The 20,773-nt window shown below is 56.5% G+C and carries 23 protein-coding genes and 1 tRNA gene; 10 read left to right on the top strand and 14 right to left on the bottom strand.

What is annotated here, in order from left to right; all coding sequences use genetic code 11:
- From M7F93_RS07235 to M7F93_RS07195, 9 genes are all read right to left on the bottom strand, one after another.
- A partial coding sequence (locus M7F93_RS07235; protein ID WP_298171325.1) for a tyrosine-type recombinase/integrase occupies positions 1 to 732 on the bottom strand: 732 nt, incomplete at its 3' end.
- 112 nt (positions 733 to 844) lie between these two features.
- A tRNA-Ala gene (locus M7F93_RS07230) sits at positions 845 to 920 on the bottom strand.
- A 110-nt stretch (positions 921 to 1,030) separates the two neighbouring features.
- The gene (locus M7F93_RS07225) at positions 1,031 to 2,038 is read right to left on the bottom strand and encodes a class I SAM-dependent methyltransferase (protein WP_298171322.1); all 1,008 of its coding nucleotides are present in this window, start codon (positions 2,036 to 2,038) and stop codon (positions 1,031 to 1,033) included.
- Positions 2,039 to 2,053: 15 nt separating this feature from the next.
- On the bottom strand, positions 2,054 to 2,815 hold the full coding sequence (locus M7F93_RS07220) for a sulfite exporter TauE/SafE family protein (protein ID WP_298171320.1): 762 nt from the start codon (positions 2,813 to 2,815) through the stop codon (positions 2,054 to 2,056).
- Between the two features lie 377 nt (positions 2,816 to 3,192).
- Entirely contained in the window at positions 3,193 to 3,447 is a 255-nt protein-coding gene (locus M7F93_RS07215; protein ID WP_298171317.1) for a DUF2442 domain-containing protein, read from the bottom strand.
- On the bottom strand, positions 3,431 to 3,670 hold the full coding sequence (locus tag M7F93_RS07210) for a DUF4160 domain-containing protein (RefSeq protein WP_298171314.1): 240 nt from the start codon (positions 3,668 to 3,670) through the stop codon (positions 3,431 to 3,433). The genes M7F93_RS07215 and M7F93_RS07210 overlap by 17 nt, the downstream gene beginning before the upstream one ends.
- Positions 3,671 to 3,888: 218 nt before the next feature.
- On the bottom strand, positions 3,889 to 5,121 hold the full coding sequence (locus tag M7F93_RS07205; protein ID WP_298171311.1) for an EAL and HDOD domain-containing protein: 1,233 nt from the start codon (positions 5,119 to 5,121) through the stop codon (positions 3,889 to 3,891).
- A 2-nt stretch (positions 5,122 to 5,123) separates the two neighbouring features.
- Positions 5,124 to 5,696, bottom strand: a complete 573-nt coding sequence (locus M7F93_RS07200; RefSeq protein ID WP_298171308.1) for a GTP-binding protein — start codon at positions 5,694 to 5,696, stop codon at positions 5,124 to 5,126.
- Positions 5,693 to 6,082 (bottom strand): hypothetical protein, encoded by a 390-nt coding sequence (locus M7F93_RS07195; protein ID WP_298171305.1) that lies wholly within the window; start codon positions 6,080 to 6,082, stop codon positions 5,693 to 5,695. The genes M7F93_RS07200 and M7F93_RS07195 overlap by 4 nt, the downstream gene beginning before the upstream one ends.
- Positions 6,083 to 6,632: 550 nt before the next feature.
- Here M7F93_RS07195 and M7F93_RS12035 point away from each other — a divergent pair.
- Positions 6,633 to 7,043 carry a hypothetical protein gene (locus tag M7F93_RS12035; RefSeq protein WP_463670962.1) on the top strand — a complete coding sequence of 137 codons (411 nt, stop codon included), beginning with the start codon at positions 6,633 to 6,635 and terminating at the stop codon, positions 7,041 to 7,043.
- A gap of 168 nt (positions 7,044 to 7,211) precedes the next feature.
- Positions 7,212 to 8,165 carry a D-alanyl-D-alanine carboxypeptidase family protein gene (locus tag M7F93_RS07185; protein WP_298171301.1) on the top strand — a complete coding sequence of 318 codons (954 nt, stop codon included), beginning with the start codon at positions 7,212 to 7,214 and terminating at the stop codon, positions 8,163 to 8,165.
- A 10-nt stretch (positions 8,166 to 8,175) separates the two neighbouring features.
- Here the strand turns inward: M7F93_RS07185 and M7F93_RS07180 are convergent, their stop codons facing one another.
- Entirely contained in the window at positions 8,176 to 9,705 is a 1,530-nt protein-coding gene (locus tag M7F93_RS07180) for a DHA2 family efflux MFS transporter permease subunit (RefSeq protein ID WP_298171296.1), read from the bottom strand.
- Positions 9,706 to 9,926: 221 nt separating this feature from the next.
- Positions 9,927 to 10,721, bottom strand: coding sequence for a pseudouridine synthase (locus tag M7F93_RS07175; protein ID WP_298171293.1), 795 nt, complete (start codon positions 10,719 to 10,721; stop codon positions 9,927 to 9,929).
- A gap of 23 nt (positions 10,722 to 10,744) precedes the next feature.
- Between M7F93_RS07175 and M7F93_RS07170 the strand changes: the two genes are divergently transcribed.
- Positions 10,745 to 11,056, top strand: a complete 312-nt coding sequence (locus M7F93_RS07170) for an encapsulin-associated ferritin-like protein (RefSeq protein ID WP_298171291.1) — start codon at positions 10,745 to 10,747, stop codon at positions 11,054 to 11,056.
- Between the two features lie 14 nt (positions 11,057 to 11,070).
- On the opposite strand, the gene hemW is transcribed toward M7F93_RS07170, so the two are convergent.
- Positions 11,071 to 12,228, bottom strand: a complete 1,158-nt coding sequence (hemW, locus tag M7F93_RS07165) for a radical SAM family heme chaperone HemW (protein ID WP_298171288.1) — start codon at positions 12,226 to 12,228, stop codon at positions 11,071 to 11,073.
- Between the two features lie 33 nt (positions 12,229 to 12,261).
- Between hemW and M7F93_RS07160 the strand changes: the two genes are divergently transcribed.
- Complete coding sequence (locus M7F93_RS07160) at positions 12,262 to 12,807, top strand: LON peptidase substrate-binding domain-containing protein (RefSeq protein WP_298171328.1); 546 nt, start codon at positions 12,262 to 12,264, stop codon at positions 12,805 to 12,807.
- A gap of 9 nt (positions 12,808 to 12,816) precedes the next feature.
- Here M7F93_RS07160 and M7F93_RS07155 read toward each other — a convergent pair whose 3' ends face one another.
- A complete protein-coding gene (locus M7F93_RS07155; protein ID WP_298171285.1) occupies positions 12,817 to 13,311 on the bottom strand; it encodes a Crp/Fnr family transcriptional regulator in 495 nt (164 codons plus the stop codon).
- 129 nt (positions 13,312 to 13,440) lie between these two features.
- Between M7F93_RS07155 and rph the strand changes: the two genes are divergently transcribed.
- Together rph and rdgB are read left to right on the top strand one after the other, a co-directional pair.
- A complete protein-coding gene (rph, locus tag M7F93_RS07150; protein WP_298171281.1) occupies positions 13,441 to 14,169 on the top strand; it encodes a ribonuclease PH in 729 nt (242 codons plus the stop codon).
- Positions 14,166 to 14,795 (top strand): RdgB/HAM1 family non-canonical purine NTP pyrophosphatase, encoded by a 630-nt coding sequence (gene rdgB, locus M7F93_RS07145; RefSeq protein WP_298171279.1) that lies wholly within the window; start codon positions 14,166 to 14,168, stop codon positions 14,793 to 14,795. Before rph ends, rdgB begins: the two co-directional genes overlap by 4 nt.
- Here rdgB and M7F93_RS07140 read toward each other — a convergent pair.
- Positions 14,756 to 15,619 (bottom strand): sigma-70 family RNA polymerase sigma factor, encoded by an 864-nt coding sequence (locus M7F93_RS07140; RefSeq protein WP_298171276.1) that lies wholly within the window; start codon positions 15,617 to 15,619, stop codon positions 14,756 to 14,758. The two genes, rdgB and M7F93_RS07140, sit on opposite strands and share 40 nt — an antisense overlap.
- Positions 15,620 to 15,906: 287 nt before the next feature.
- Here M7F93_RS07140 and rpsU point away from each other — a divergent pair, with 287 nt between their 5' ends.
- Genes rpsU through dnaG form a run of 4 tightly spaced genes read left to right on the top strand, consistent with a single transcriptional unit; the run spans position 15,907 to position 20,650 of the window.
- Positions 15,907 to 16,122, top strand: coding sequence for a 30S ribosomal protein S21 (gene rpsU, locus M7F93_RS07135; RefSeq protein WP_035195145.1), 216 nt, complete (start codon positions 15,907 to 15,909; stop codon positions 16,120 to 16,122).
- A complete protein-coding gene (locus M7F93_RS07130) occupies positions 16,122 to 16,568 on the top strand; it encodes a GatB/YqeY domain-containing protein (protein WP_298171261.1) in 447 nt (148 codons plus the stop codon). The genes rpsU and M7F93_RS07130 overlap by 1 nt, the downstream gene beginning before the upstream one ends.
- Positions 16,568 to 18,904, top strand: coding sequence for an endonuclease MutS2 (locus M7F93_RS07125; RefSeq protein WP_463670961.1), 2,337 nt, complete (start codon positions 16,568 to 16,570; stop codon positions 18,902 to 18,904). The genes M7F93_RS07130 and M7F93_RS07125 overlap by 1 nt, the downstream gene beginning before the upstream one ends.
- Positions 18,905 to 18,907: 3 nt before the next feature.
- Positions 18,908 to 20,650 carry a DNA primase gene (gene dnaG, locus M7F93_RS07120; RefSeq protein ID WP_298171231.1) on the top strand — a complete coding sequence of 581 codons (1,743 nt, stop codon included), beginning with the start codon at positions 18,908 to 18,910 and terminating at the stop codon, positions 20,648 to 20,650.
- Positions 20,651 to 20,773 lie beyond the last annotated feature (123 nt).

Raw genomic sequence — 20,773 nt, 5'->3', positions numbered from 1 at the left:
GACCAACGCACGACTGGAAAGCGGCACTCGGCGTGGATCCCCGGATTTGGAATCTGGAACCAAAAGCACACAAGACCGAAGATCAACGTGACGCCAAAGCATCGCCGCAATTTCTCCCCGGCGCATGGCTGTTTCCATGGCAAAGCGGATGATGGAAGGCAGGGGGTCGCCGTATTCCTGTGCCGCAGCCAGCAGTCTTTTTTCTTCATCATCGACAAGTCGCCGATCCCTTGCATTGTTTGGTTTCTGAACAGATACCCTCTGTACGGGATTTGCCAGTCCGTCCATGCCCCATTCCTTATCAGCAATAGTGAATAGATGTGAGATGAGGGAGAGGCGGCGCTTGATGGTGATCGGACTGTAACTGTCAGCAAGCATCGCGTCTCGATACTTCGCAATGTCTTTCCCTTGGATGGCGGCCAGGAACATGCTGGACAACGGTGATTCATTGATCTTGCCGATCATGGAGATTTCTTGTGTCACGCCTTTTTTGAGGGCAGACACTTCTTTAGCATAACGATCCAGTGCTTCCATCAGAGTGGTGTTTTCGGCTTCTTTGCGAGAAACGAAAACCCCACGGTCCATTTCGGTCTCGATAGCACGTGCCCATGCCTGGGCATCACTTCGTGCCCGAAATACTTTGGTCTGGACGGGGTAGCCTTTTTTTCGGACCTTGGCCTGCCAGCCGATGAGAATGTTCTCCTGATCCACCTGTTTATAGAACCCTGCCATGGCGCACCTGCCGAATGTCCAAATTCAAGGCTCAGTGTCCAGATTTTGTCCAGATAAATCAAGTTGACGTAAAAAAGGGGCTAGGCTTAGTGCCTAACCCCCTTGTTTTATTTGGTGGAGCGGAGGAGGATCGAACTCCCGACCTTCGCATTGCGAACGCGACGCTCTCCCAGCTGAGCTACCGCCCCATCGCCGCGTAGGATAAAGGCAAGTGCGCCGTAATGCAACGGGCCGTGGTGCATGGAGGCGGTCGGCGCTTCCTTGGTAGCGCGTGGCTCTCTGCGCTGGAAACTCCAAGTTATGCCCGGCCTACCACTACGACATCAGTACCGAAGGGGAATATTTCTGGTTTCAGACCCGCCTCGCTGAGGGCTGCGGCAATTTCCTCCGGATGCAGGAAATGGTTGCCCTGCACATGCTCGGTCAGATTTTGAAAGGCCATGCCGCGTAGCGGCGGCTCACGCAGCATGCGGTGATCGTCGGGCCAGGCCGGTTCCCAGATGACGATGGCGCCTTCGAGTTTCAGGCTGGCGTGCAGTCGCTGAAAAATCTCACCACGCTTTTCCCAGACATGATGCAGAGCGCGATTCATCGCGATGAGGTCGGCAGGCTCTGGCAGGGAAAACTGATGGATATCGCCTTCATCAAAATGTAGGCGATCTGCAAGACTCTCGCTTTGGGCTTTTTCCTTAGCCTGGCGGATGTTTTCGGCGAAACCATCTAGCCCCAGACCTCGCAGATGTCCGCAGCGTGCGGCGAGCGCCCGCAAATACCAGCCATTGCCGCAGCCCAGGTCCACCGCCAGCCCACCGCGGGCATCGACTTCGGCAAAGATGGGGACGACCGGGCAGATTTTTTCCTCGAACGTCTTGCGAAAATTGTTCTCCAGCATCAGCCCGAACCAGGGCAGAATGGTTTCGCGTTCGGCCAGCACCTGTTCGCCGGGACGCTCACCCGTGCGCATGAGACCCGCTGCCCGCTCCGCCATGTGTGCCGCGAGCACTGCGCCCACCGCTACGCCCACGCGGCTGTTTGCGGCTTCCGGACGCATGCTGTCGCCATCCTCACTCAGCCGCCATTGCTCATTATCGGTTAGTTCCAGCCAGCCAAAGGCATAGGCGGCATCACACCAGCGCAGCACGTAGCCAGTATCCATCCCGGCAGCAGACGCCAGTGTGAGGGTGTCCGCATTGCCCAGGATATGGAGGGTGCTAAAAAGCCCGTTGACGACGCCAATGAAGGCGATGTTCAGGGATAATGCACCCTGAGCCTGCTGCCGAAGTTCATCCATGCTGCGTAAAGCCATATCACATTCCCTCGTTCAGAGAAGATATTTTAGACCGACCACCGCGAGTACCGCGAGGGTCCCCATGAGAAAAGCCTTTTGATTGATGCGCATATGCAAGTGATTGCCTGCCCACAAGCCGAGCAGCACCGGTGGAATCAGCAGGAGAAAACCCACCGTCAGTTGCCAGGTCAGCAGGGCCAGTGCTATGTACATAACGGCCCGTAAAATATTGTCAGTGAGGGCAATGCCCTGAAACGTGGCGCGAAAGGCGCGTTTGTCGAGATGGCGCATTTGCAGGTAGGCGACAATGGGTGGACCTCCGCCACCATACAAACTGCCCACTACGCCACCGAAAATGCCCAGCGGCATGCCCCAGGGCAATGCGGCCCGCGGTAGCCGCTCAGGCTTCATGACCAGCGCATAGACCACATAGGCGAGAATGAACACGCCGAGAAAACGGGTAAGATTTTGGGCATTGGTATCCGCGAGAATAAAGGAGCCGATGGCCAGTCCGATCACGCTGCCGGGAATCAGCCAGCGTAACTCCGGCCAGCGTATTTCCCGGAAGTCATAGGCTCCCAGCAGCACGGAACCGAGCAAGTCCAGCAGCAGCACCACGGGTACCACTTCTTTGATGGGAAAAATAAGCGTCAGCAAAGCCACTGCAATTAATCCGGAACCAAAACCAATCACCGCGCGGATATAAAAGGCGATCAGAATGATCCCTCCGGCGATGGCCCAGAGTAACGGATTTTGGATCAGTGTGGCGTAGGATAGCGAAGCATCTATTATCATACCGATCAGCCTATATGATTTATGGGTGACCTTCCATACAGGGCTGGCGGGATTGATTCATCCGGGTCTGGCGTTGGCCTATACCCAAATTATGGCATATCGTGAGTATCACATAAACCGCTTTTGGTGAGACTCACGCCACCCGCAGCTCGGCCACCCCACAGCCCTAGGCCTTCAGCCAGCGCGCCAGACTGTCGAGACTGGCCTAGGTGCGCACGTCCTCGCGGGCCGATTTGATGACGGCCTCGTCCATGCCCAGCTTCAGAATGACGGCCCAGCGGTCCTTGCCGTTCCAGGTGCAGGCTGGATCGTCACTTTACGGACGGACCTTGCGTTGACCAGAATCCGGAAGGTGTCTTCGTTGATGCGCTGCACGTTCAGGCTGCGCTCTCGTGATGCCGGGTCTGGCCTCCGATCCCGACCAGCAGCCCGGCCACGAGCATATCCTCATCCAGCTCCGGCCAGTGCAGCCCGCTGCCGCCGCCACTGATCTCATACACCGCCCGCTGTTCAGGCGTGGCCCGCAACAGACGCGGGAAATAGGCCAGCGGCACGCCCAGGGTGCGCCCATCCAGCAAGTCCACCCACAGCATCTCCCCCTCGAAACGCACTGCCTTAGCTAAAGAACCCATGCCATGCCTCCTCAATCTCCTGCCGCCGTGCGGCCACGATCCCGGCCAGCGTGCCCTGCTCCTGACCGTTCAACCCGTAGCTTTCCGCCAGACAGACCTCCGGGTACAACCAGAACTTGGCGACCGCCGCTCCTTTGCGCACATGGACATGCAAAGGCTCACGAGGATTGCCCTCGTTGGAGTAGAATAAGGTGTACCCCTGTGCGCGAAAGACGACGGGCATAACTGATCTGGCTTCCGTGTGAACACTTTAGGGCAAAGTGTACCGCATACCAGCGAAAACCTCAGCCCCGTGACGACATCCCGCCCCCGAAAACTGGACATAACGCCCATTCCACGCGCCACCCCATTTGCCAGCACCGTGCCACTTCCCTAGAATGGGGTGCCCACGATCAGCGGAATCACTGCCTGCGGTCGCCGGAATACGCAGCAGAACCAGGCTTAAAAACTATCAGCCCACTCAAGTGCCTTAATCTGCAACCTGTTTAGCAGATCGTAGTTAACAGGCTCTAATCTTTCCATAAATCTGTTCATTGAATTAATATTTCCATGCTCATTAGCTTCCACCAGAGATAGTAATGTCCCAAGCTTTCCATCGCGTATAAGCAGAGCACTCTGTAAACTATCATCAAGGTTAAGATGCTCGATAAGGTCTGCCAACGGCTGTGCAAACAGAGCATCCATCAAACTGAGCATGCCCACCATAAAAGCTCGATCCTTTAATGTCACCCAGCCAAGCTTTTTTGCCAGCCCTTCCATAATATATCCTCGCGCGGCTGCCGTATGAACGATCGGATTTGAGCTTATTTTATTGGTACCACCTTGCTGGGCAAACACCATGATCTGCATCCATCGGCTCAGTTGAGTGCGACCCATCCTAATAATTGCTTCTCGCAAAGTAGAAATTTTATTTGGCGCACGCAACATGACCGTGTTGCTCATTTTTAACAGGCGGATTGCTAAATCAGGTGATTGCTTCAACGCATCCTCGAGCTGGTTAGTTTCCGCATCTGACAATATCAGACTAAGCAGATTAAGGAGCACCATTGTCGAAGGCTGAATAGCCTTGCCGTAGAGAATAGTTGGCCTCTCAAAAAAATATCCCTGAAACAGGTCGAAACCTAACTCCCGACAAAACTCATATTGCTCAGGAGTGCTGACCTTTTCAGCCAATAGGCTACAGGTATATGATTGCAGTTTACTTTTTATCTCAATGACTTTAGCTTTGGAGATTGCCAGCATGTCAATCTTTACCACACTAATGAGTGGCAGAATGGCTTCATGGTCTCTAGTAAGCTCAACGATATCATCCAGAGCTAATAGGTATCCCAAGCCCTTCAGTTGCTGACAGCGATGAACCATGGCGGGTGTTATGGATATTGTCTCAAGAATCTCCAGCACCACGAATTCCTTGGGCAGGACTTCAATGATGTCGTTCATCAACAATTCCGAAGATAAATTGATAAACCCTCTTTTTTCACCAAGCACTTTTTGTATGCCTAGGTCGGAAAAAGCATATTGTATGACGGCAGCGCTGGCAAAAACATCGTCCAACACATTAGCCACATTAATCGTGCCTGACCTAAAAAGTAACTCGTAGGCGACCAACTCGCCATCGCGTCCTATAATTGGTTGGCGCCCGAGGAAATAATTATTATTATCCAGCGCCGTCACAATTACCCCTTGGCTATTTCGGTTAGCAGCAACCGGAGCAATTGGAATACATTACCGCGGTCACGCACATCAGTGGTAGTCAATCGTAACCGTAGGTCACCATGGCGTAAATAAGGCGGTAATTGCAAAGTGGTTCGTTCCTCCTGACTCAGTTTGTTGAGCCCAACGACCACGGCCGGTTTTTTCAAATAGGGAAGTAACTTATTCAAATAAAGATGCATTGCGGCAATTGGCTGAGGTTGACGGGCATCCATCAGAACGATGAGGCCATCGGTATTTTTTCCGAGAATATCCCACATGAACTCAAATCGTTCTTGCCCTGGGGTAGCATATATGTGTAGGCGATCGGCACTCTGCGGACAAGTGATCACCCCGTAGTCCATAGCAACGGTAGTTGTTTTTTTACGGTCTCCCGTTGTCGCCTCGGAGTATGACGCATCCGTAGTCAAGGCATCTCCGCCGAAAAGCGTCTGAAGAGCCGTCGTTTTTCCAGATCCAACATGGCCGGCAATGATGACTTTGCGAACCCGCAAAGAAGTTATGATATCTTTATCAAGAGGTTCTAGCACTTTCATTCAAAAAAATCTCTAATTGGTTGCGATAGTTTCAGCCTAGAAGATCTCTGTTTCATTTTCTGTTCTCTGATGGCTGACGAGATGCTGCCCATCACTAACAACCTGGGTGCGACATACTGGAACACTTCCGTCACAATATTTCCGACCACGATGCCGCCACGGGCCAAGCCTGCGTTTACGGCGTTGGGTATTGCCGCTGCGGGGTTAGCGACGACGGGGACTGGCACGGGCTTATTTATCGGATTCATTTCGTGCAGGAAGTGCACATGCCACAGGTGGAACCCGATATAGGCGAAGACAGCCATCATTAAATCCATCCACCATGGCAGCCCGGTGGCCAGGGTGAGCAGATCTTCAAGCAAGGATGTGCTGCCGTGTCGTTGCACTACGCATGCTCCTCTTTTGAGATGGCAGGGCCAGCCAATACATGCTGTCTACTATCATCCCTGATGTCGTCCTGCTCGAAGAATTAGACGATCCGCACAGAAAAGCAACCAACCGCTGCAGTCCAACTGCCCCATCCGTGACAGATCTTAAGGCAGATCCGCAACCCGTCAAACGGTGCGGCGACCCCCTCGCGCAGAAGCCACCGCAAAGGCCTCAAATTTGCCCTACAGGCGATCCTGAAGCGCGGGATGGACCCCAGTCTGGCCGCAAAAACGCCTAACCCTAATCCCGCGATGGAGTAAGGCAAGAATAGATTGAAAGGCCCAATCTGTAAGGGTTTCCGGTATAATAGTCTCGACGAAAAGATCCGCCTACCGGGAGATTTACAGGAGGACCCGATGACAAAAATGGCACGAACCGCGCTTCCTTTCAAGCTTGCCGCAACGGAAGAACCCATGACCGCGCAATCGGGGTTATGGAGCGATTCAACACGTTCTGCCCTTTGTATTGATGCTGACCGGGGGTGGACGCGCTCTGGAGGATTTACGGATGATCCATAGGGATCAGTGCTTACGCAGCTTGCTGCATCTGGATCATCTGCCCAGCTCAGATGCGGCGGGCGACTGGTTGCGCCGTACGGGAGAAGGGCTGACGGGATTGGATCGGGTGAATCGCCGGATCGTGGCCCATCGGCTGCGTAAACTCGGACGCCGGACCCACACCCTAGGATATCGACGCCTCCCAGATCGTTGCGGAGAAAGGAGATGCGGCCTGGTACCTGAAACAGCCGCCAGCAACCGCAGCGGCAGTACCGCCAAGGTGGATCGAAAGGGAATAAGCGCCTGTCGCGGATATCGCGAGGAGGGCGGCTGCTCTCTGCAGCGTTTTGAGGGAGTATCCATCACCCGAAACCGCGCAAAACGCGACCCATCAGCAGTATTCTTACAAATATATCGCTAAATGAGGCCACAAACCCGAGCCAAAACCGGCTCCACGCATCATTGAGCCACACCCGCCTTATTCAATCGCGGAATTTGGGCTATAGGCAATCTTGAAAAAATAGCCTAATATCGAAGTATCCTGAGAAGTCGCTTTAACCAGACATAGCCGATGCGATGAGGTGTTCCCATGCTGGCCTCTATTCCTTTACCCGATACAGATTCTGGACTCCTGACGGCAAAATGTTTCCCTCTCACAGGACTGGGACTCTTTTCCCTGCTTTCGTTAGTGGTGATTTTTCTGTTTTGCATACCACGCGCTGCGGCCCAGACCAGCGGCCTTCCGCTCATAGATGCGCGGGCTTATATCCTGATGAATGCGGATACCGGCGCTATCATTGCGGTAAAAAATGCCTATCAGCCCTACGCTATTGCCAGCATTACCAAGCTGATGACGCTATATCTGCTGTTCAAGGATATCGACAGCGGGCATCTGCGGATGAACCAGCACTTCGTGCCCTGTCACGCGGCACTGCGGACGGGGGGTTCCAGCATGTTTATGCATCCCGGCCTGCCCTTCACCGTCGCGCAGATGATTCTCGGAATGACGGTGCCTTCCGGCAATGATGCTGCGGTAGAAGCCGCGCATCTGGTGGCCGGCAGCGTACCCGCTTTTGTTGCCGAGATGAACCGGACGGCACGCAAAATCGGGATGCTTTCCACCACCTATTATGACCCCGATGGATTGCCGCATCCTAACAACATGGCCAGTCCCTATGATATCGCTGTCCTCACCCGCGCGATCATGACCCGGTTTCCGCAGTTTATGCCTTTTTTCAGCCACCAGAACTTTACCTACGCGGGCATCACCAGCCCTAACCCCAACCTGTTGGTGGGGCGGGTGCCCTTTATCACCGGCATGAAAAGTGGCTATACCGACGCAGCCGGACATTGTCTCGTTGCCACGGGAACTCAGGATGGCGTGAAGCTGATTGCCGTCATCCTCGGGGTGCCATCCTTCCACGATGAAAGGCGGGGTTTCTGGAAGGCCTCCTGGCAGAGCCTCAAGTTGCTGGACTGGGGGTTTGCACGCACCCTCTGGCTGCCTGCGGCGCCGCATCTGGAGCGGACCTCGGCACCGTAACCGCTAACCTTTATTCGCTGAGGGGCGCGGATGGTGCCGAATCGGCGGCGGGTGGCTTCTTCAGGAACATGATCAGCGGGACCATGACCAGAAAGCCGTAAAAAACGAGCACAAAAGCATCCAGCGTCCCGCGCATGTTGGCTTGGCTGTAGAGCACAATGTTACCCAGTACTTGCCAGGTCGTGGGATTCCGGGTCATGCCTGCCGCCGCCAAGTAGTGATAAAAGGCGGGGTTGAAGGAGTTGATAAACCCGCTCATCTGATTCCAGCTTACTTGTGTTTCCTGGGTTATCACTGTAGAGACAATAGCGATGCCGATACTGCCGCCCAAGGTTCGCATCAGGTTGAAAATGCCCGAGCCTTCGGCCTGTTGGGATTTTTCCAGCGTCGAAAAAGCCAGAGTAAAGAGCGGGATGGTAACCAGACCAAAACCAATGCCGCGGATGAAGCTGGGCCAGATAACCCAAGCCATGTTGATGTCCAGATTATAAAACGTCGTCAGATAGGTGCCGAAGGCCCCAAAAGCGATGCCGACCAGCACGATATTACGCGGGTTGACACCGCGCCCGAGCAGTCGACCCGCCAGCATCATGGCGATCATGGCGCCAATACCCTGAGGCGCCATGACTAAACCCGCAGTGAAGGCTTCATAGTGCATCAGTGTCTCCAGCATAATCGGCAGAATCACCATGGTGCCGAAGAGGGCGAGGCCAAATACACCGATGCCCATGCTGCCGATTGCCAGATTCCGGTCTTTGAGCAGGCGTAAATCCACCACCGGATGCTTTACACCCAGGGACCGCCAGACGAAAAAGAGCATCCCCAGTGCTGCACCAAGGGTCAGAATGATGATGGTCCGCGAACTGAACCAGTCATCCTGATCGCCGAGGCTCAATACGCCCTGCAGGCTGCCCAGCCCCAGGGCCATCAGCGCAAAGCCTATCCAGTCCACCGGACGGGGGGTAGTGCTCTTGCCGCCGTCGGGAATGGTCTGCATCAGCAGGAACGCGAGGATACCGAAGGGAATATTCACATAGAATACCCAACGCCAACTGAGCGTGTCCGTCAGATAACCGCCCAGGGTGGGACCCAGAATCGGACCCAGCATGATGCCCATACCGAGGATGGCCATGGCCTGGCCACGCTTGTTGGACGGATAGGCACCGAGCATGATGGTCTGCCCCACGGGCGCCAGCGACGCGCCAAAGATGCCTTGCAGGAAGCGCCAGAGTACGATTTCCACCAGGCTATGGGACTGACCGCAGAGCGCCGAGGAAATCACAAAGCCGACCACACTCCAGAGCATGATGTTGCGCTGGCCGTAGCGTTCCACCAGGAGTCCGGTGAGGGGCAAGACGATCACATTGGCGACCATATAACTGGTGAGTACCCAGGTGATCTGATCGCTGTTGGCTTGCAGAGAGCCGCGCATGTAGGTCAGGGCGACATTGACGATGGTCAGGTCAAGTACCTGCATGACTACTGCCAGCATGACGGCGGCCGTGATAGTAAGGCGTGAAGCCGAGATCTCTTGCGCCACGGATGGGCTCCTCTCTGTGACGGATAGTCTTGATGGTACGGATCAGCCTTACGCGCTCTGGGGCCTGGACCCGAAGACGTGTATGTATAAGATACCGACCGTTCGGTCAGTATAAGGTCGGCACTTCTCTCTGGCAAGTTGGGGAAGATACTAAATGATACAGGGATAGAGCGCGACCAGGAAAATCCGGGATTGTGGCCCGATGCACCCCATGGTCATACTTATTCTGGCGGGAAACGTGGCATATCATGGGTTGACGGTATCTGACGTAACAGGTCTTCCTCATCGCTACGCAGCCAACGCCATTCGCCGGGTCGCAGCGCGCCGAGAGGCAGATTTCCCACCGCTACGCGAATCAGTCGCAATACCTCCGTGTCGCCATCGGCAAGCAGACGCCGAATCTGGCGATGGCGTCCTTCCTGCAAAATGAACTCCAGCCATTGGGTTTTGCCACCACAGCGCAACTCTCTGATCTGCATTGGCAAGCAAGGTTCACCATTGAGCACGGGGCTGGCTGCCAGTTGGGCTGCGGTGCTCGCAGAGAGGGGTGGGCGAATCTGCACATGGTAGGTCTTGGCCACATGCTGATTCGGATCCAGCAGTTGTTGCGCCCAGTGCGGATCATTGCTGAAAAGCAGCAGGCCGGAGCTGGCCTGATCCAGACGTCCTACGGGGGCCAGCCATGGACTTTTGGGTAGCAGGTCGTACACGGTGGCACGCCCCTTTTCATCCTGACGGGTGGTAATGACGCCGCGCGGTTTGTGCAGCAGCAAAACTTGGCGGGTACTCGCTGTGACCTCGATACCATCGACACAGATTTTCGAGCCGGACAGGGCGAAGCGTGTTCCTGGATCGCGCACCTGACAGCCATCCACCTCCACCCGCCCGGCGCGAATCCATTCCGCTGCCACCGTCCGCGAGCATAGCCCGGCTTTGGACAGGATGCGAGCAAGTCCAAAGCCGGGAACGCTTTGGTTTTGTCCAGACTTTGGACTATGATTTGAAGAATATTTCACCAGTTCGCCCAAAGGAGTTGATTATGGCGCACGAAACTTTGCATGAATCCCTCGAATCCCTGTCCCCCGAAACCGTGGATATCCACCGGGCCATTTCCTCGCTGATGGAGGAGTTTGAAGCGATTGACTGGTACCAGCAGCGCGCCGATGCTTGCAAGGACCCTATTCTCAGGCAAGTTCTGGAACACAACCGGGATGAGGAAATTGAGCATGCTGCTATGGTTCTGGAGTGGCTGCGCCGTAAAATGCCGCGTCTGGATAAAGAGTTGCGTGAGTACTTGTTCAGCAAAGGCTCTATTACTGGCCACGAGTCCGCGGCGATGGGACGAGAGTAAAACGGATTGCATTGTCACGGGACAAAACGCGCACAGAGGTCGTTGTAAAAATTGAGCCCGAGGGCAGTGGGTTGTAGGGATTCTCCTTTGATTTCGATTAAGCCATCGCGCTCGGCCCGGCGGATTTGTGGCTGAACCATCGGCCATGACAGGCCGGTGCGTTCCGGGAATAATGCCATGGGGAAGCCATCCGTCAGGCGTAGAGCGTTGAGCATGAACTCGAAAGGTCTGTCGGCGATTAAAACGGGTTCATAGTCGCCGATGGCGTCGGCATCACTCAGCGCGTCGGCCATATAACTTTCCGGACGGCTGGGTTTGCGGCTGCGCCAGATGCCTTCGGGCAGGGTGATTTTGCCGTGTGCCCCGGCACCGATGCCGAGGTAGTCGCCATAGAGCCAGTAATTGCGATTGTGCTGGCAGCGTTGGTCGGGCAGGGCGTGGGCCGATATCTCGTAGCGCGGCAGTCCGGCTTCATGGAGTTGCCGACGCAGGGCATTTTCCATGTCGGCAGCCTGGTCGTTGTCCGGGAGGTTTGCCGGTGGGTGGTTTGCAAAGGGGGTTCCCGCCTCCAAGGTGAGCTGGTAGAGGGACAGGTGAGGGGGTGCATAGTCCAGTGCGGTTTGCAGGTCTGATCGTGCAGCGGCGAGATCCTGCCCCGGCAGGGCAAACATGAGATCGAGATTATAGCTCTCGAATTCAGCGGCGATGGCGAGCTCCACCGCGCGGCGGGCTGCCGCTGCATCGTGAATGCGACCGAGCCGTTGCAGAAAGACATCACTGAAAGATTGGATGCCTAACGAGAGCCGGGTAACGCCTGTCTCCCGGAAGGCGCGGAAAGAGGCTGCTTCTATCGCTCCCGGGTTGGCCTCCAGCGTCACTTCCAGACCGGGTAGAGGCCGCAGACGGGCGCGGATCTCGGAGAGCAGGCGGTCGATGATTTCTGGCGGAAAGAGGCTGGGGGTGCCACCACCGATAAAAATAGTCTGTACACGACGTCCCCAGATGCGTGGCAGTTCCCGATCCAGATCGGCGAGCAGCGCGGCCAGATAACGTTCTGCCGGAATACGGTCGGTCGCATGGGAATTGAAATCGCAATAGGGACACTTGGCTTTGCACCAGGGCAGATGCATATAGAGCGAAAATGACGAAGATGGTTTTAGGGTGGGGTTCATGAATACTCGTGCGAGGAACGACAGGTGACGAAAATGGACTGGACGCCCTTATTTTTACTCCGAACGGTGCTTTTCCCCAAGGCATTATTGGGGCTGCGCGTTTTTGAGCCACGTTATCTGGACATGATCAGTGCTTCCTTGCGGCAGGGCCGCGATTTTGGCATTTGCCTCAGCCACCCTTGTGGTGACGGCCATGCCCGGCCGGAGCCGGTGGGCACTCTGGCGCGCATTGTGGACTGGGGTGGTGAGGCGGGTGTTCTCCAGATCCAGGTTCAAGGCCAAGAGCGTTTCACCATCCAGGATTGGCGTTACGATGGACCTTTGGCGGTGGCGGTTATTCATCGCTGGGTCGCGGAACCCATTGTGCCCATGCGCCGCGAAAGTGATGTATTGCTTTCTATTCTTGGAGAGCTGGTGGGCAAGGATCTCGCCGCGGAGATGGACGCCAGCAGCGCTGGCATGATTCTGGCGCAGGCACTGCCCGCCTCTCCAGAAGAAAAGCAACAACTCCTTCTCCTTCAGGATCCCCTGGAGCGACTGCGTCGCATCATGGATCTGCTCAATCAGCGCGGCGCGTAGGAACAAATACTAACGTTTCCCCTTGCCGTAAATGTAGGTGGAAAAATCGGTATAGTCTTGTGAAAGATTACGGAAAAGGTGGTCGAGACTGATGATGGCCTGTTCCAGGATGTTTACCGTAATATAAGGCTTCTCTACCTTTAGTCGTTGATAGCGGGCGCGGGTGAGGACCAGTACCTGGGTATCGTCACTTTTGGCAAGGATGCGGGCGCTACGTGGCTGACGGTCGAAAAAAGACATCTCTCCAGCCATCTCCCCATCACGTACCCGAACTACTTCTACTTCATCGCCGTCGGCGGTGTGGTGAACGATGGCCATTTCACCCTTGACGCAGAAGAACAGGGCCTCTCCTAGCGTACCCCATTCGGCAATCACCTGATCCGCATGAAATTGGGCATGAGTGACATACTCTGCAAGGGTCTGAATTTCGCTGATGGTCAGAGACTGAGCCAGATGATGCTGTTTGAGAAATTGGGTGATTTCTACGTGGGCAATGCCGGGCATGGTGCGTTCCTCTGGGAAGCGGATTTTTTATTATTATAGGGGTGGAAGAGGGATGAGGGACAGTGCCGGGTTTTGAATCCTGCTGTCGCCTCGAGGTATAATGCAGCATGGTCCCCGACGAGTATTCCCATGATACGTCCCAGTGGAAGAAGTGCTGACGCCTTGCGTCCGGTACAGGTCACCCGAAATTTTACCAAACATGCCGAAGGCTCGGTGCTGATAGCTTGCGGCGACACCAAAGTGCTGTGTACCGCCAGCGTCGAAGAAAAGGTGCCGTCCTTCCTGCGCGGTATGGGCAAGGGGTGGGTGACGGCAGAATATAGTATGTTGCCGCGTGCAACCAGGGAGCGGGTCGCGCGGGAATCTGCCAAGGGACGCATCGGTGGACGCACCCATGAAATTCAACGCCTCATCGGCCGTAGTCTGCGTGCGGCCGTAGATTTGCAGGCCTTGGGTGAGCGCACCATCTGGGTGGATTGTGACGTGCTTCAGGCCGATGGCGGGACCCGCACCGCGAGTATTACCGGTGCTTGTCTGGCGGTGGCCGATGCCCTGCAACATCTGCGTGCGGCCGGGCGGATTCAGAACAATCCCTTGCGGGACTGGGTGGCGGCTGTTTCGGTGGGCATCTACCAGGGGCAGGCGGTCCTGGATCTCGATTATGCCGAAGACAGTAATGCCGACGTGGATATGAATGTGGTGATGACCGGTGCAGGTGCGTTTGTAGAAGTGCAGGGAACTGCGGAGGGTGCGGTATTCAGTGCGGAACAAATGGCCGAAATGCTGGGGCTGGCGCGCAAGGGGATTGCTGAATTGGTGGCGCGTCAGTATCAGGAGTGTCCGGAAGCCCGTTCATGACACCCTTGCTGCTGGCCACCGGTAATGCAGGCAAGGTGCGTGAGCTGCAGCCGGTGCTCGCTGCCCATGGCTTTGCGGTGGTCGGTCAAACGGAGCTGGGTATTTCCAGTATTGCAGAAACGGGGTCTACCTTTGTCGAAAATGCGTTGCTCAAGGCGCACCATGCCGCCTCACAAGGTGGTATGGCGACGCTCGCCGAAGATTCCGGGCTTTGCGTGCCTTACCTGCAAGGGGCGCCCGGCCTTTACTCCGCGCGCTATGCGGGTCCAGAGGCCAGTGCCGCCACCAACAATGCCAAGCTGCTGACGATGCTGGCGGGCGCGCGGGGAGCGGCCCGTGCTGCTTATTATGTGACTTGTATGGTCTTTCTGGAATCTGCCGCCGACCCCTCGCCCCTGGTGGCCCAGGGTTTCTGGCGGGGAATTATTGGTGAGCATCCTGCCGGGGGTGGGGGGTTTGGGTACGACCCGCTATTTTGGCCCGCGGGGGGGCTGCGCAGCGCGGCACAGTGGAGTCTGGAAGAAAAGAACGTTTGCAGCCATCGTGCGTTGGCGCTACGCCGGCTGCTGGAACTACTAGCAGAACGTCAGGTACCTCCTCCCCAGCCACTATCACTCAATGACTGACGCAGGCGGATGAGTGCCCGTACCTGCAATTGCCTTACCGCCTCGCGGCTGACACCCATCCGTTCAGCGACGGCTTCCAGGGTCATGGGTGCATCGCCATGCATGCCGTAGCGAAACACCATGACCTCCCTCTGCTTTTCGTTGAGTTCCGCTAGATGCCAGCGCAGCGCTTTGCAGATGGCGTCACGGTCGTATTCGCTATCAGGACCGGCAATGTCGCCGACCACCTGTTCGATACGACTTGGCCCGTCGGATATTTCTTCGTCGAGAGAGAAGACCCGAATGTCGGCAAAATCCAGCGCGCGCATGGTGCTCTCGCGCACCCCAAGAGCTTCGCGGCGCTGCTCGCGGCGCACGTCGGTGCTGCTGTCTTCTTCCTCTCCGCGCTGCATATAAGCGTGCAGGGACTTGGCAAGATAGTCAGGCAGGCGTATGAAGCGAGAGCGGATAAGTGCCCGTTGCATGGCCTCACGAATCCACCAGGTCGCATAGCTGGAAAAGCGTGTTCCGAGCCCTTCCTGAAATCGGTCGGCGGCTCGCAGCAGGCCCATATATCCTTCTTGAAGGAGGTCCTCCTGACTGAGTCCTTTGTTGCGATAACCCCGGGCGACCGCTCTCACCAGGGGCATGTGGGCAGAGATGAGGGTGGCGCGAGCGCATTCGTCACCCTGACGCAGGCGATGGATGAGTTGCAGTTCCTGCTTTTGACTGAGAAACGGTCCACTGTTTTCGTCGTCTATAAAATCATCAAGAGGCGGCGGATCAATGGCGGGATCCATGTCAGGAATGTCTGAATCCCTTAATTCCCTAGCTTCAGTGTACATTTTGGCCTCTTGCGTTGATCACAAAGTGTCGCAACATTGTAATCTAATAATATAATTTAACAGGAGTTTCAGTGTCCCCATATTAGCATTCTTTTTGATCTGCCTGTCAAGGGTCTGCAACGAGTATTTTGTGATTTTAGCAACAGAGCGTTGCCAGCATCGCGAAAAATAATGCACTTAGCTGAGGTGTATTCACGGGTGGCCAGGGTTTTTTGACTATGCCCCTTGATCTGCCTATAATCCCGCCCTTTCTTGTTGTCCTTATCCAAAGAGGTCGGAATCCTTCTATGCCAACTGTTCGCGTCAAAGAAAATGAGCCCTTCGAAGTTGCGCTGCGGCGTTTCAAACGTTCCTGTGAAAAAGCGGGCGTCCTTACCGAAGTGCGACGTCGTGAGTTCTACGAAAAGCCCACGGAAGAGCGCAAGCGCAAGGCCGCTGCTGCCCGCAAGCGTTCCTTGAAGCGTATGCGTCGCCAGTCCATGCGTTTGGTCCGGCTCTACTGATGACACTGCGCGAACGCCTCCAGGAAGATATGAAGTCGGCCATGCGTGCCCGGGAAGCCGAGCGTCTGGTGACTATTCGTATGCTTCTGGCGGCGATCAAACAGCGCGAAATTGATGAGCGCCGTGAGCTTGATGATACCGAAGCGTTGAGCATCGTGGATAAGTTGATCAAGCAGCGCAAGGATTCTGCCAGTCAATTTATCGCGGGTAACCGTCCTGACCTGGCGCAAAAGGAAGAGTCAGAAATCGTTTTTCTCGCGGTCTATCTGCCGGAGGCTCTGTCGTCTGCAGGAATTGATGTGCTGATTGCTGAGACGATAACGGCCGTAGCGGCCAGTGGTCCCAGAGATATGGGTAAGGTACTTACCGCCTTGCGCCCGCAGATGCAGGGACGTGCGGATATGGCCGTGGTGGCGGAAAAAGTAAAGGCCCGCCTTAGCATTTGATGGACGAGGACGCTGCTGCGGCCGGGATTATCACTTGGCAGAACAGCTTCTGGCAGGCCCTGGATGCCAGTGATATGCGGTGCGCGTGGTCACAGCATTGTAGCCACATCTATGGTCGCAGATATGTTATGGCGACTACTCCTTGGGTGACGCTCGCGGAAATTCATGATCGTCTGAACTGGTCGCAGTGGCTGTCCCAGCGTATTGCCGCCGGTTTTTTTCTCCCTGTTGTTGATCTTCCCGATGTAAATATCCTGCTGGATCTGGCCCAGCGCCCTGGAGCCGTGCTCAGCGGGCGGGATTTGCGCGCGGTGCTCAATGTGCTGATGGCACAGAAAAACTACGCCGTAGCCTTGCGTCAGACCGAGGATGCCCTGACTGGGCTGGCGGCTGAACTTGATCCGCCGATGGTTTTGTCGCGCAGCCTCAACATGGCGTTGGATGAGGAGGGCGAGATCCTCGACACAGCCAGCTCTGACCTCGCGCTTCTGCGTCAGCGCCTGCGGGCCAGCCGCGGCGAATTGCAGCGTTTCTTGCAGAGCGTTCTACGTAATCCTGACTGGCAGGAATACTGGCAGGATCAGGTCATCGTGCAGCGCAATGAGCGTTATGTGTTGCTGCTCAAGACCAGTCATAAAGGGCGCATCAAAGCGATCATTCATGACCGCTCGGCCAGTGGTGAAACCCTTTTTGTGGAACCGCTGGCTGCCGTCGAGCTGAATAACCAATTGGTTCAGGACCGGCGTGCCGAGTTGCAGGAGCAGGAGCGTATTCTCCGTGCCCTGAGCGCGGCGGTTGGGGAAGAGGTGCCGGGCATCGTTGCGGCCTTGCGGTATATGGGTCGCCTGGATGGGGCACGGGCGGGGCTGGAACTGGGTAATGCCTATGGCGGGATTTTGCCCAAGGTGGGCGTTGCAGCGGCGTTTGATCTGCAGGCCCTGCGCCATCCGCTACTCTGTCTGCGTCATCCGGGGCAGGTCGTGGGTAACTCGGTACATCTCGGGGCGGACGCGCACCAACTGGTGATTACCGGCCCTAATACCGGCGGCAAGACGGCTACCCTGAAAGCGGTGGGGCTCAATCATCTGATGGCCTATATGGGGTTGCCGGTGACGGCGGAAGGCACTCTGGGTTATTTCTGCAAGTGCTTTGCGGTTATTGGCGATGCCCAGGATATTCACACGGATCTTTCTACCTTTTCGGCGCAGGTGCAGCGCCTGCAGGAAGTGCTGAGGCATGCCGATGCCAACAGTCTCGTGCTTCTGGATGAACTGGGCAACGGCACCGATCCACGGGAGGGGGGTGCACTGGCCCAGGCGGTGGCGGAGGCTTTGCTGGCGGCCAAATCCTGCACACTGCTCACCAGCCATCTGGAGGTGATGAAACGCTATGCCCTGAGTCATGAAGGTGTGGTGCTGGCGGGGATGGGTTTCGATGCAGAGCGCCTGGCGCCCACCTATCGCCTGCAGTGGGGTGTGGGTGGCGCGAGCCAGGGCTTGGCTATTGCCCGGCGGGTGGGGATGCCCGCGCCGCTGATGGCCCGCGCCGAGGCGCTCTATGCCGATGATCGCGAAGACTGGGAACGTTGGGAAGCGCAGCGGGAGGGCTTACTGCGGGCCGCGCAACAGGCCATGGATGAGGCCGCGCTGGCGCGCAACGAAGCCACAACATCCGCCCGGCGCCTGGAACGCGAGTTGGAGGCGGCACGACAAGAGCGCGAAAAAGCCGCCGCCGCCGCGCATGCCGAGTGGGAAAATATCCTGATGACGGCACGCCAGCAGGTGCGGCAAACCATCGCGACGCTCAAGTCAGGACGGGATACTCATGCCGCATCAGCGGCCTTGCAGCGTCTGGAAGCCCCTTTCCTGGTGGAAGAGCAGCGTGCGGATAGTCTGCCTGCCGTGGGGGCTAAGGGTCTGTTTCTGCCGCTCCGGCAGGTGAGCCAGGTATTGCGTGTGGATACAGCTCAGCAACGGGTGCAGATTCAATTGCGGGGTAAACAGCTTTGGGTGTCGGCCGCACAATTCGCCGTGGATGCAGCGGTGCAGATGCCCAAGGAAAAGGGCAGCACGCAGTATGCAACCCCGGAAGATCATCCCTGGCGTCTGGATTTGCGCGGACAGCTTCGGGAAGACGCTTTGGCGGCCTTGTGCCGTCATGTGGATGGTGCCGTGGCTGCTGGTCGCCAGCAGGTCGAGATTCTGCACGGTAAGGGTAATGGCGTACTTGCAGAAATGGTGCGCGAATTTGCCGGACAGGACCCTCGGGTCAGCCAATGGCGCATGGCGCGACCAGAACAGGGTGGTGGCGGGGTCAGCGAGTTGGAGTTACGCTGACGAATGGCCAACTTTTCCCCCACATTTGTCAATGCCGTACTGGAGCACAGCGATCTGGTGCGCCTTATCGACAGCCGCGTGCCCCTGAAGAAAAAGGGCAAGGATTTCTGGGCCTGCTGTCCGTTTCATCAGGAAAAAAGCCCCTCATTTTCTGTCAGCGCGGATAAGCAGATTTATTACTGTTTTGGCTGCCACGCGCATGGGAATGCCATCGGATTTTTGATGGCCCATGACCGGCTCTCTTTCCCTGAAGCGGTGACGACGCTGGCCGAGGAGGCGGGCATTGCCCTGCCTGAAGGCAGCCCCACTGGAGAACAGGAAGACCTCCGGCCGCTGCGTGCCATCCTCGAAAAAGCCGTCGCCCTTTACCAGTCCATGTTCTCAGAATATCCACCGGCCCAGGAATATCTGCGTGGAAGAGGATTGGATGCCGACACTATCGCGCGCTTTGAGCTGGGTTATGCACCACCAGCGGCCCAGTTTCTGAGCCAAAAACTCGGCAATGATGCATCATTGCGGCGGCAGTTGCTGGGAGCGGGGTTGGTCAGCAGCCGCGACGATGGCTCGGTCTATGATCGTTTTCGCGGCCGAGTGATTTTTCCGATCCGCGATGGGCGCGGACAAATGGTGGGGCTGGGAGGGCGCAGTCTTGATGGCCACGAGCCCAAATATCTTAATTCGCCGGAAAGTGCCCTCTACCACAAGGGCCGGGTGCTGTATGGTCTGTATCAGGCGAAGGAAGGCGTGCGTCGTGCTGGGCGGGTTCTGCTGGTGGAAGGGTATCTGGATGTCATTACCTTGCACCAGGTGGGCGTTGACTATGCCGTCGCTGCCAGTGGGACTGCCCTGGGTGATAGCCAGTTAGAGATGCTCTTCCGGGCGGCGGCCGAGGTGCTGCTTTGTTTTGACGGCGATAATGCCGGGCGTAATGCCGCCTGGCGCGCGGTGCAGATGGCGCCGGAGCATCTGCGCGAGGGGCGTCTGCTGCGGGTGTTGTTCCTGCCCGATGGGGAGGACCCCGACTCACTGGTGCGTCAGCACGGGGCCGCGGCGTTTGAATCATTACTTCCTGGCGCACGCCCGGCCATTGATTTCTTTTTGGAAGATCTGCAACACCGACACAATCTTGCAGCAGAAGACGAGAAGGCTCTTTTCCTGCATGCAGCGCGCGATTTTCTGAAGCGGGTGAGCGATCCGATCCTGCGTGAGGTCTATGAGCAACGGGTGCAGGATCTTTGCGGGTTAGCCCCGGTTACCCGGCGGGCGGCGTCGCGCGTGGTACGCAAACCGTCGCGCAACGCGACCCAAGGGCCATCCCTTTACAAAACGGCGTTGCGACTTTTGCTGAATCACCCGGAAGACCCGGCCTGGCAGACGCTGGATCGCGATTTGTTGCCGTTTCTCTTCGACAGTGACCCTATGGTAAAAAATCTGGCGGGGGCACTTGATATTTTGGCCAACATGACCCATTTAAGTTCTCACGAGTTGCTCGCAAAATTGTCGGTATCGGAACATGCGGAAGTGTGCTATGCACTGGTGATGGGCGACTCTAGCGGTGCAGAAGATGGTGCGTTGATGCAGCTTGAAATTACGGGCTGTGTGGCGCGGGTGAATCAGCGTCTTGCTGCAGCGCGTAGCCACTTTATCAGTCGGGCAGCGGATCAGGGTGGTTTGAGCGCACTTTCCGAGCAGGAGCGAGCAGAGATGGTACGCTTGTCCCGGCGCGGCAGGCGGAAGGATGTGTGAGCCAGATAAATGCAGAAAAAGGCTGAGGATGCAGGTCTGTGAAGGTGACACCTTTCCAGGCGTGTGGTTTTTCTTATATAATGTGCGGCTTTCCGCGAGTGCAGGATGGTTATGAGAGACGGT

It is taken from the genome of Acidithiobacillus sp., from assembly GCF_027322205.1.
Classification (GTDB): domain Bacteria; phylum Pseudomonadota; class Gammaproteobacteria; order Acidithiobacillales; family Acidithiobacillaceae; genus Acidithiobacillus.
This window is presented reverse-complemented; position numbering and strand designations above follow the sequence as displayed.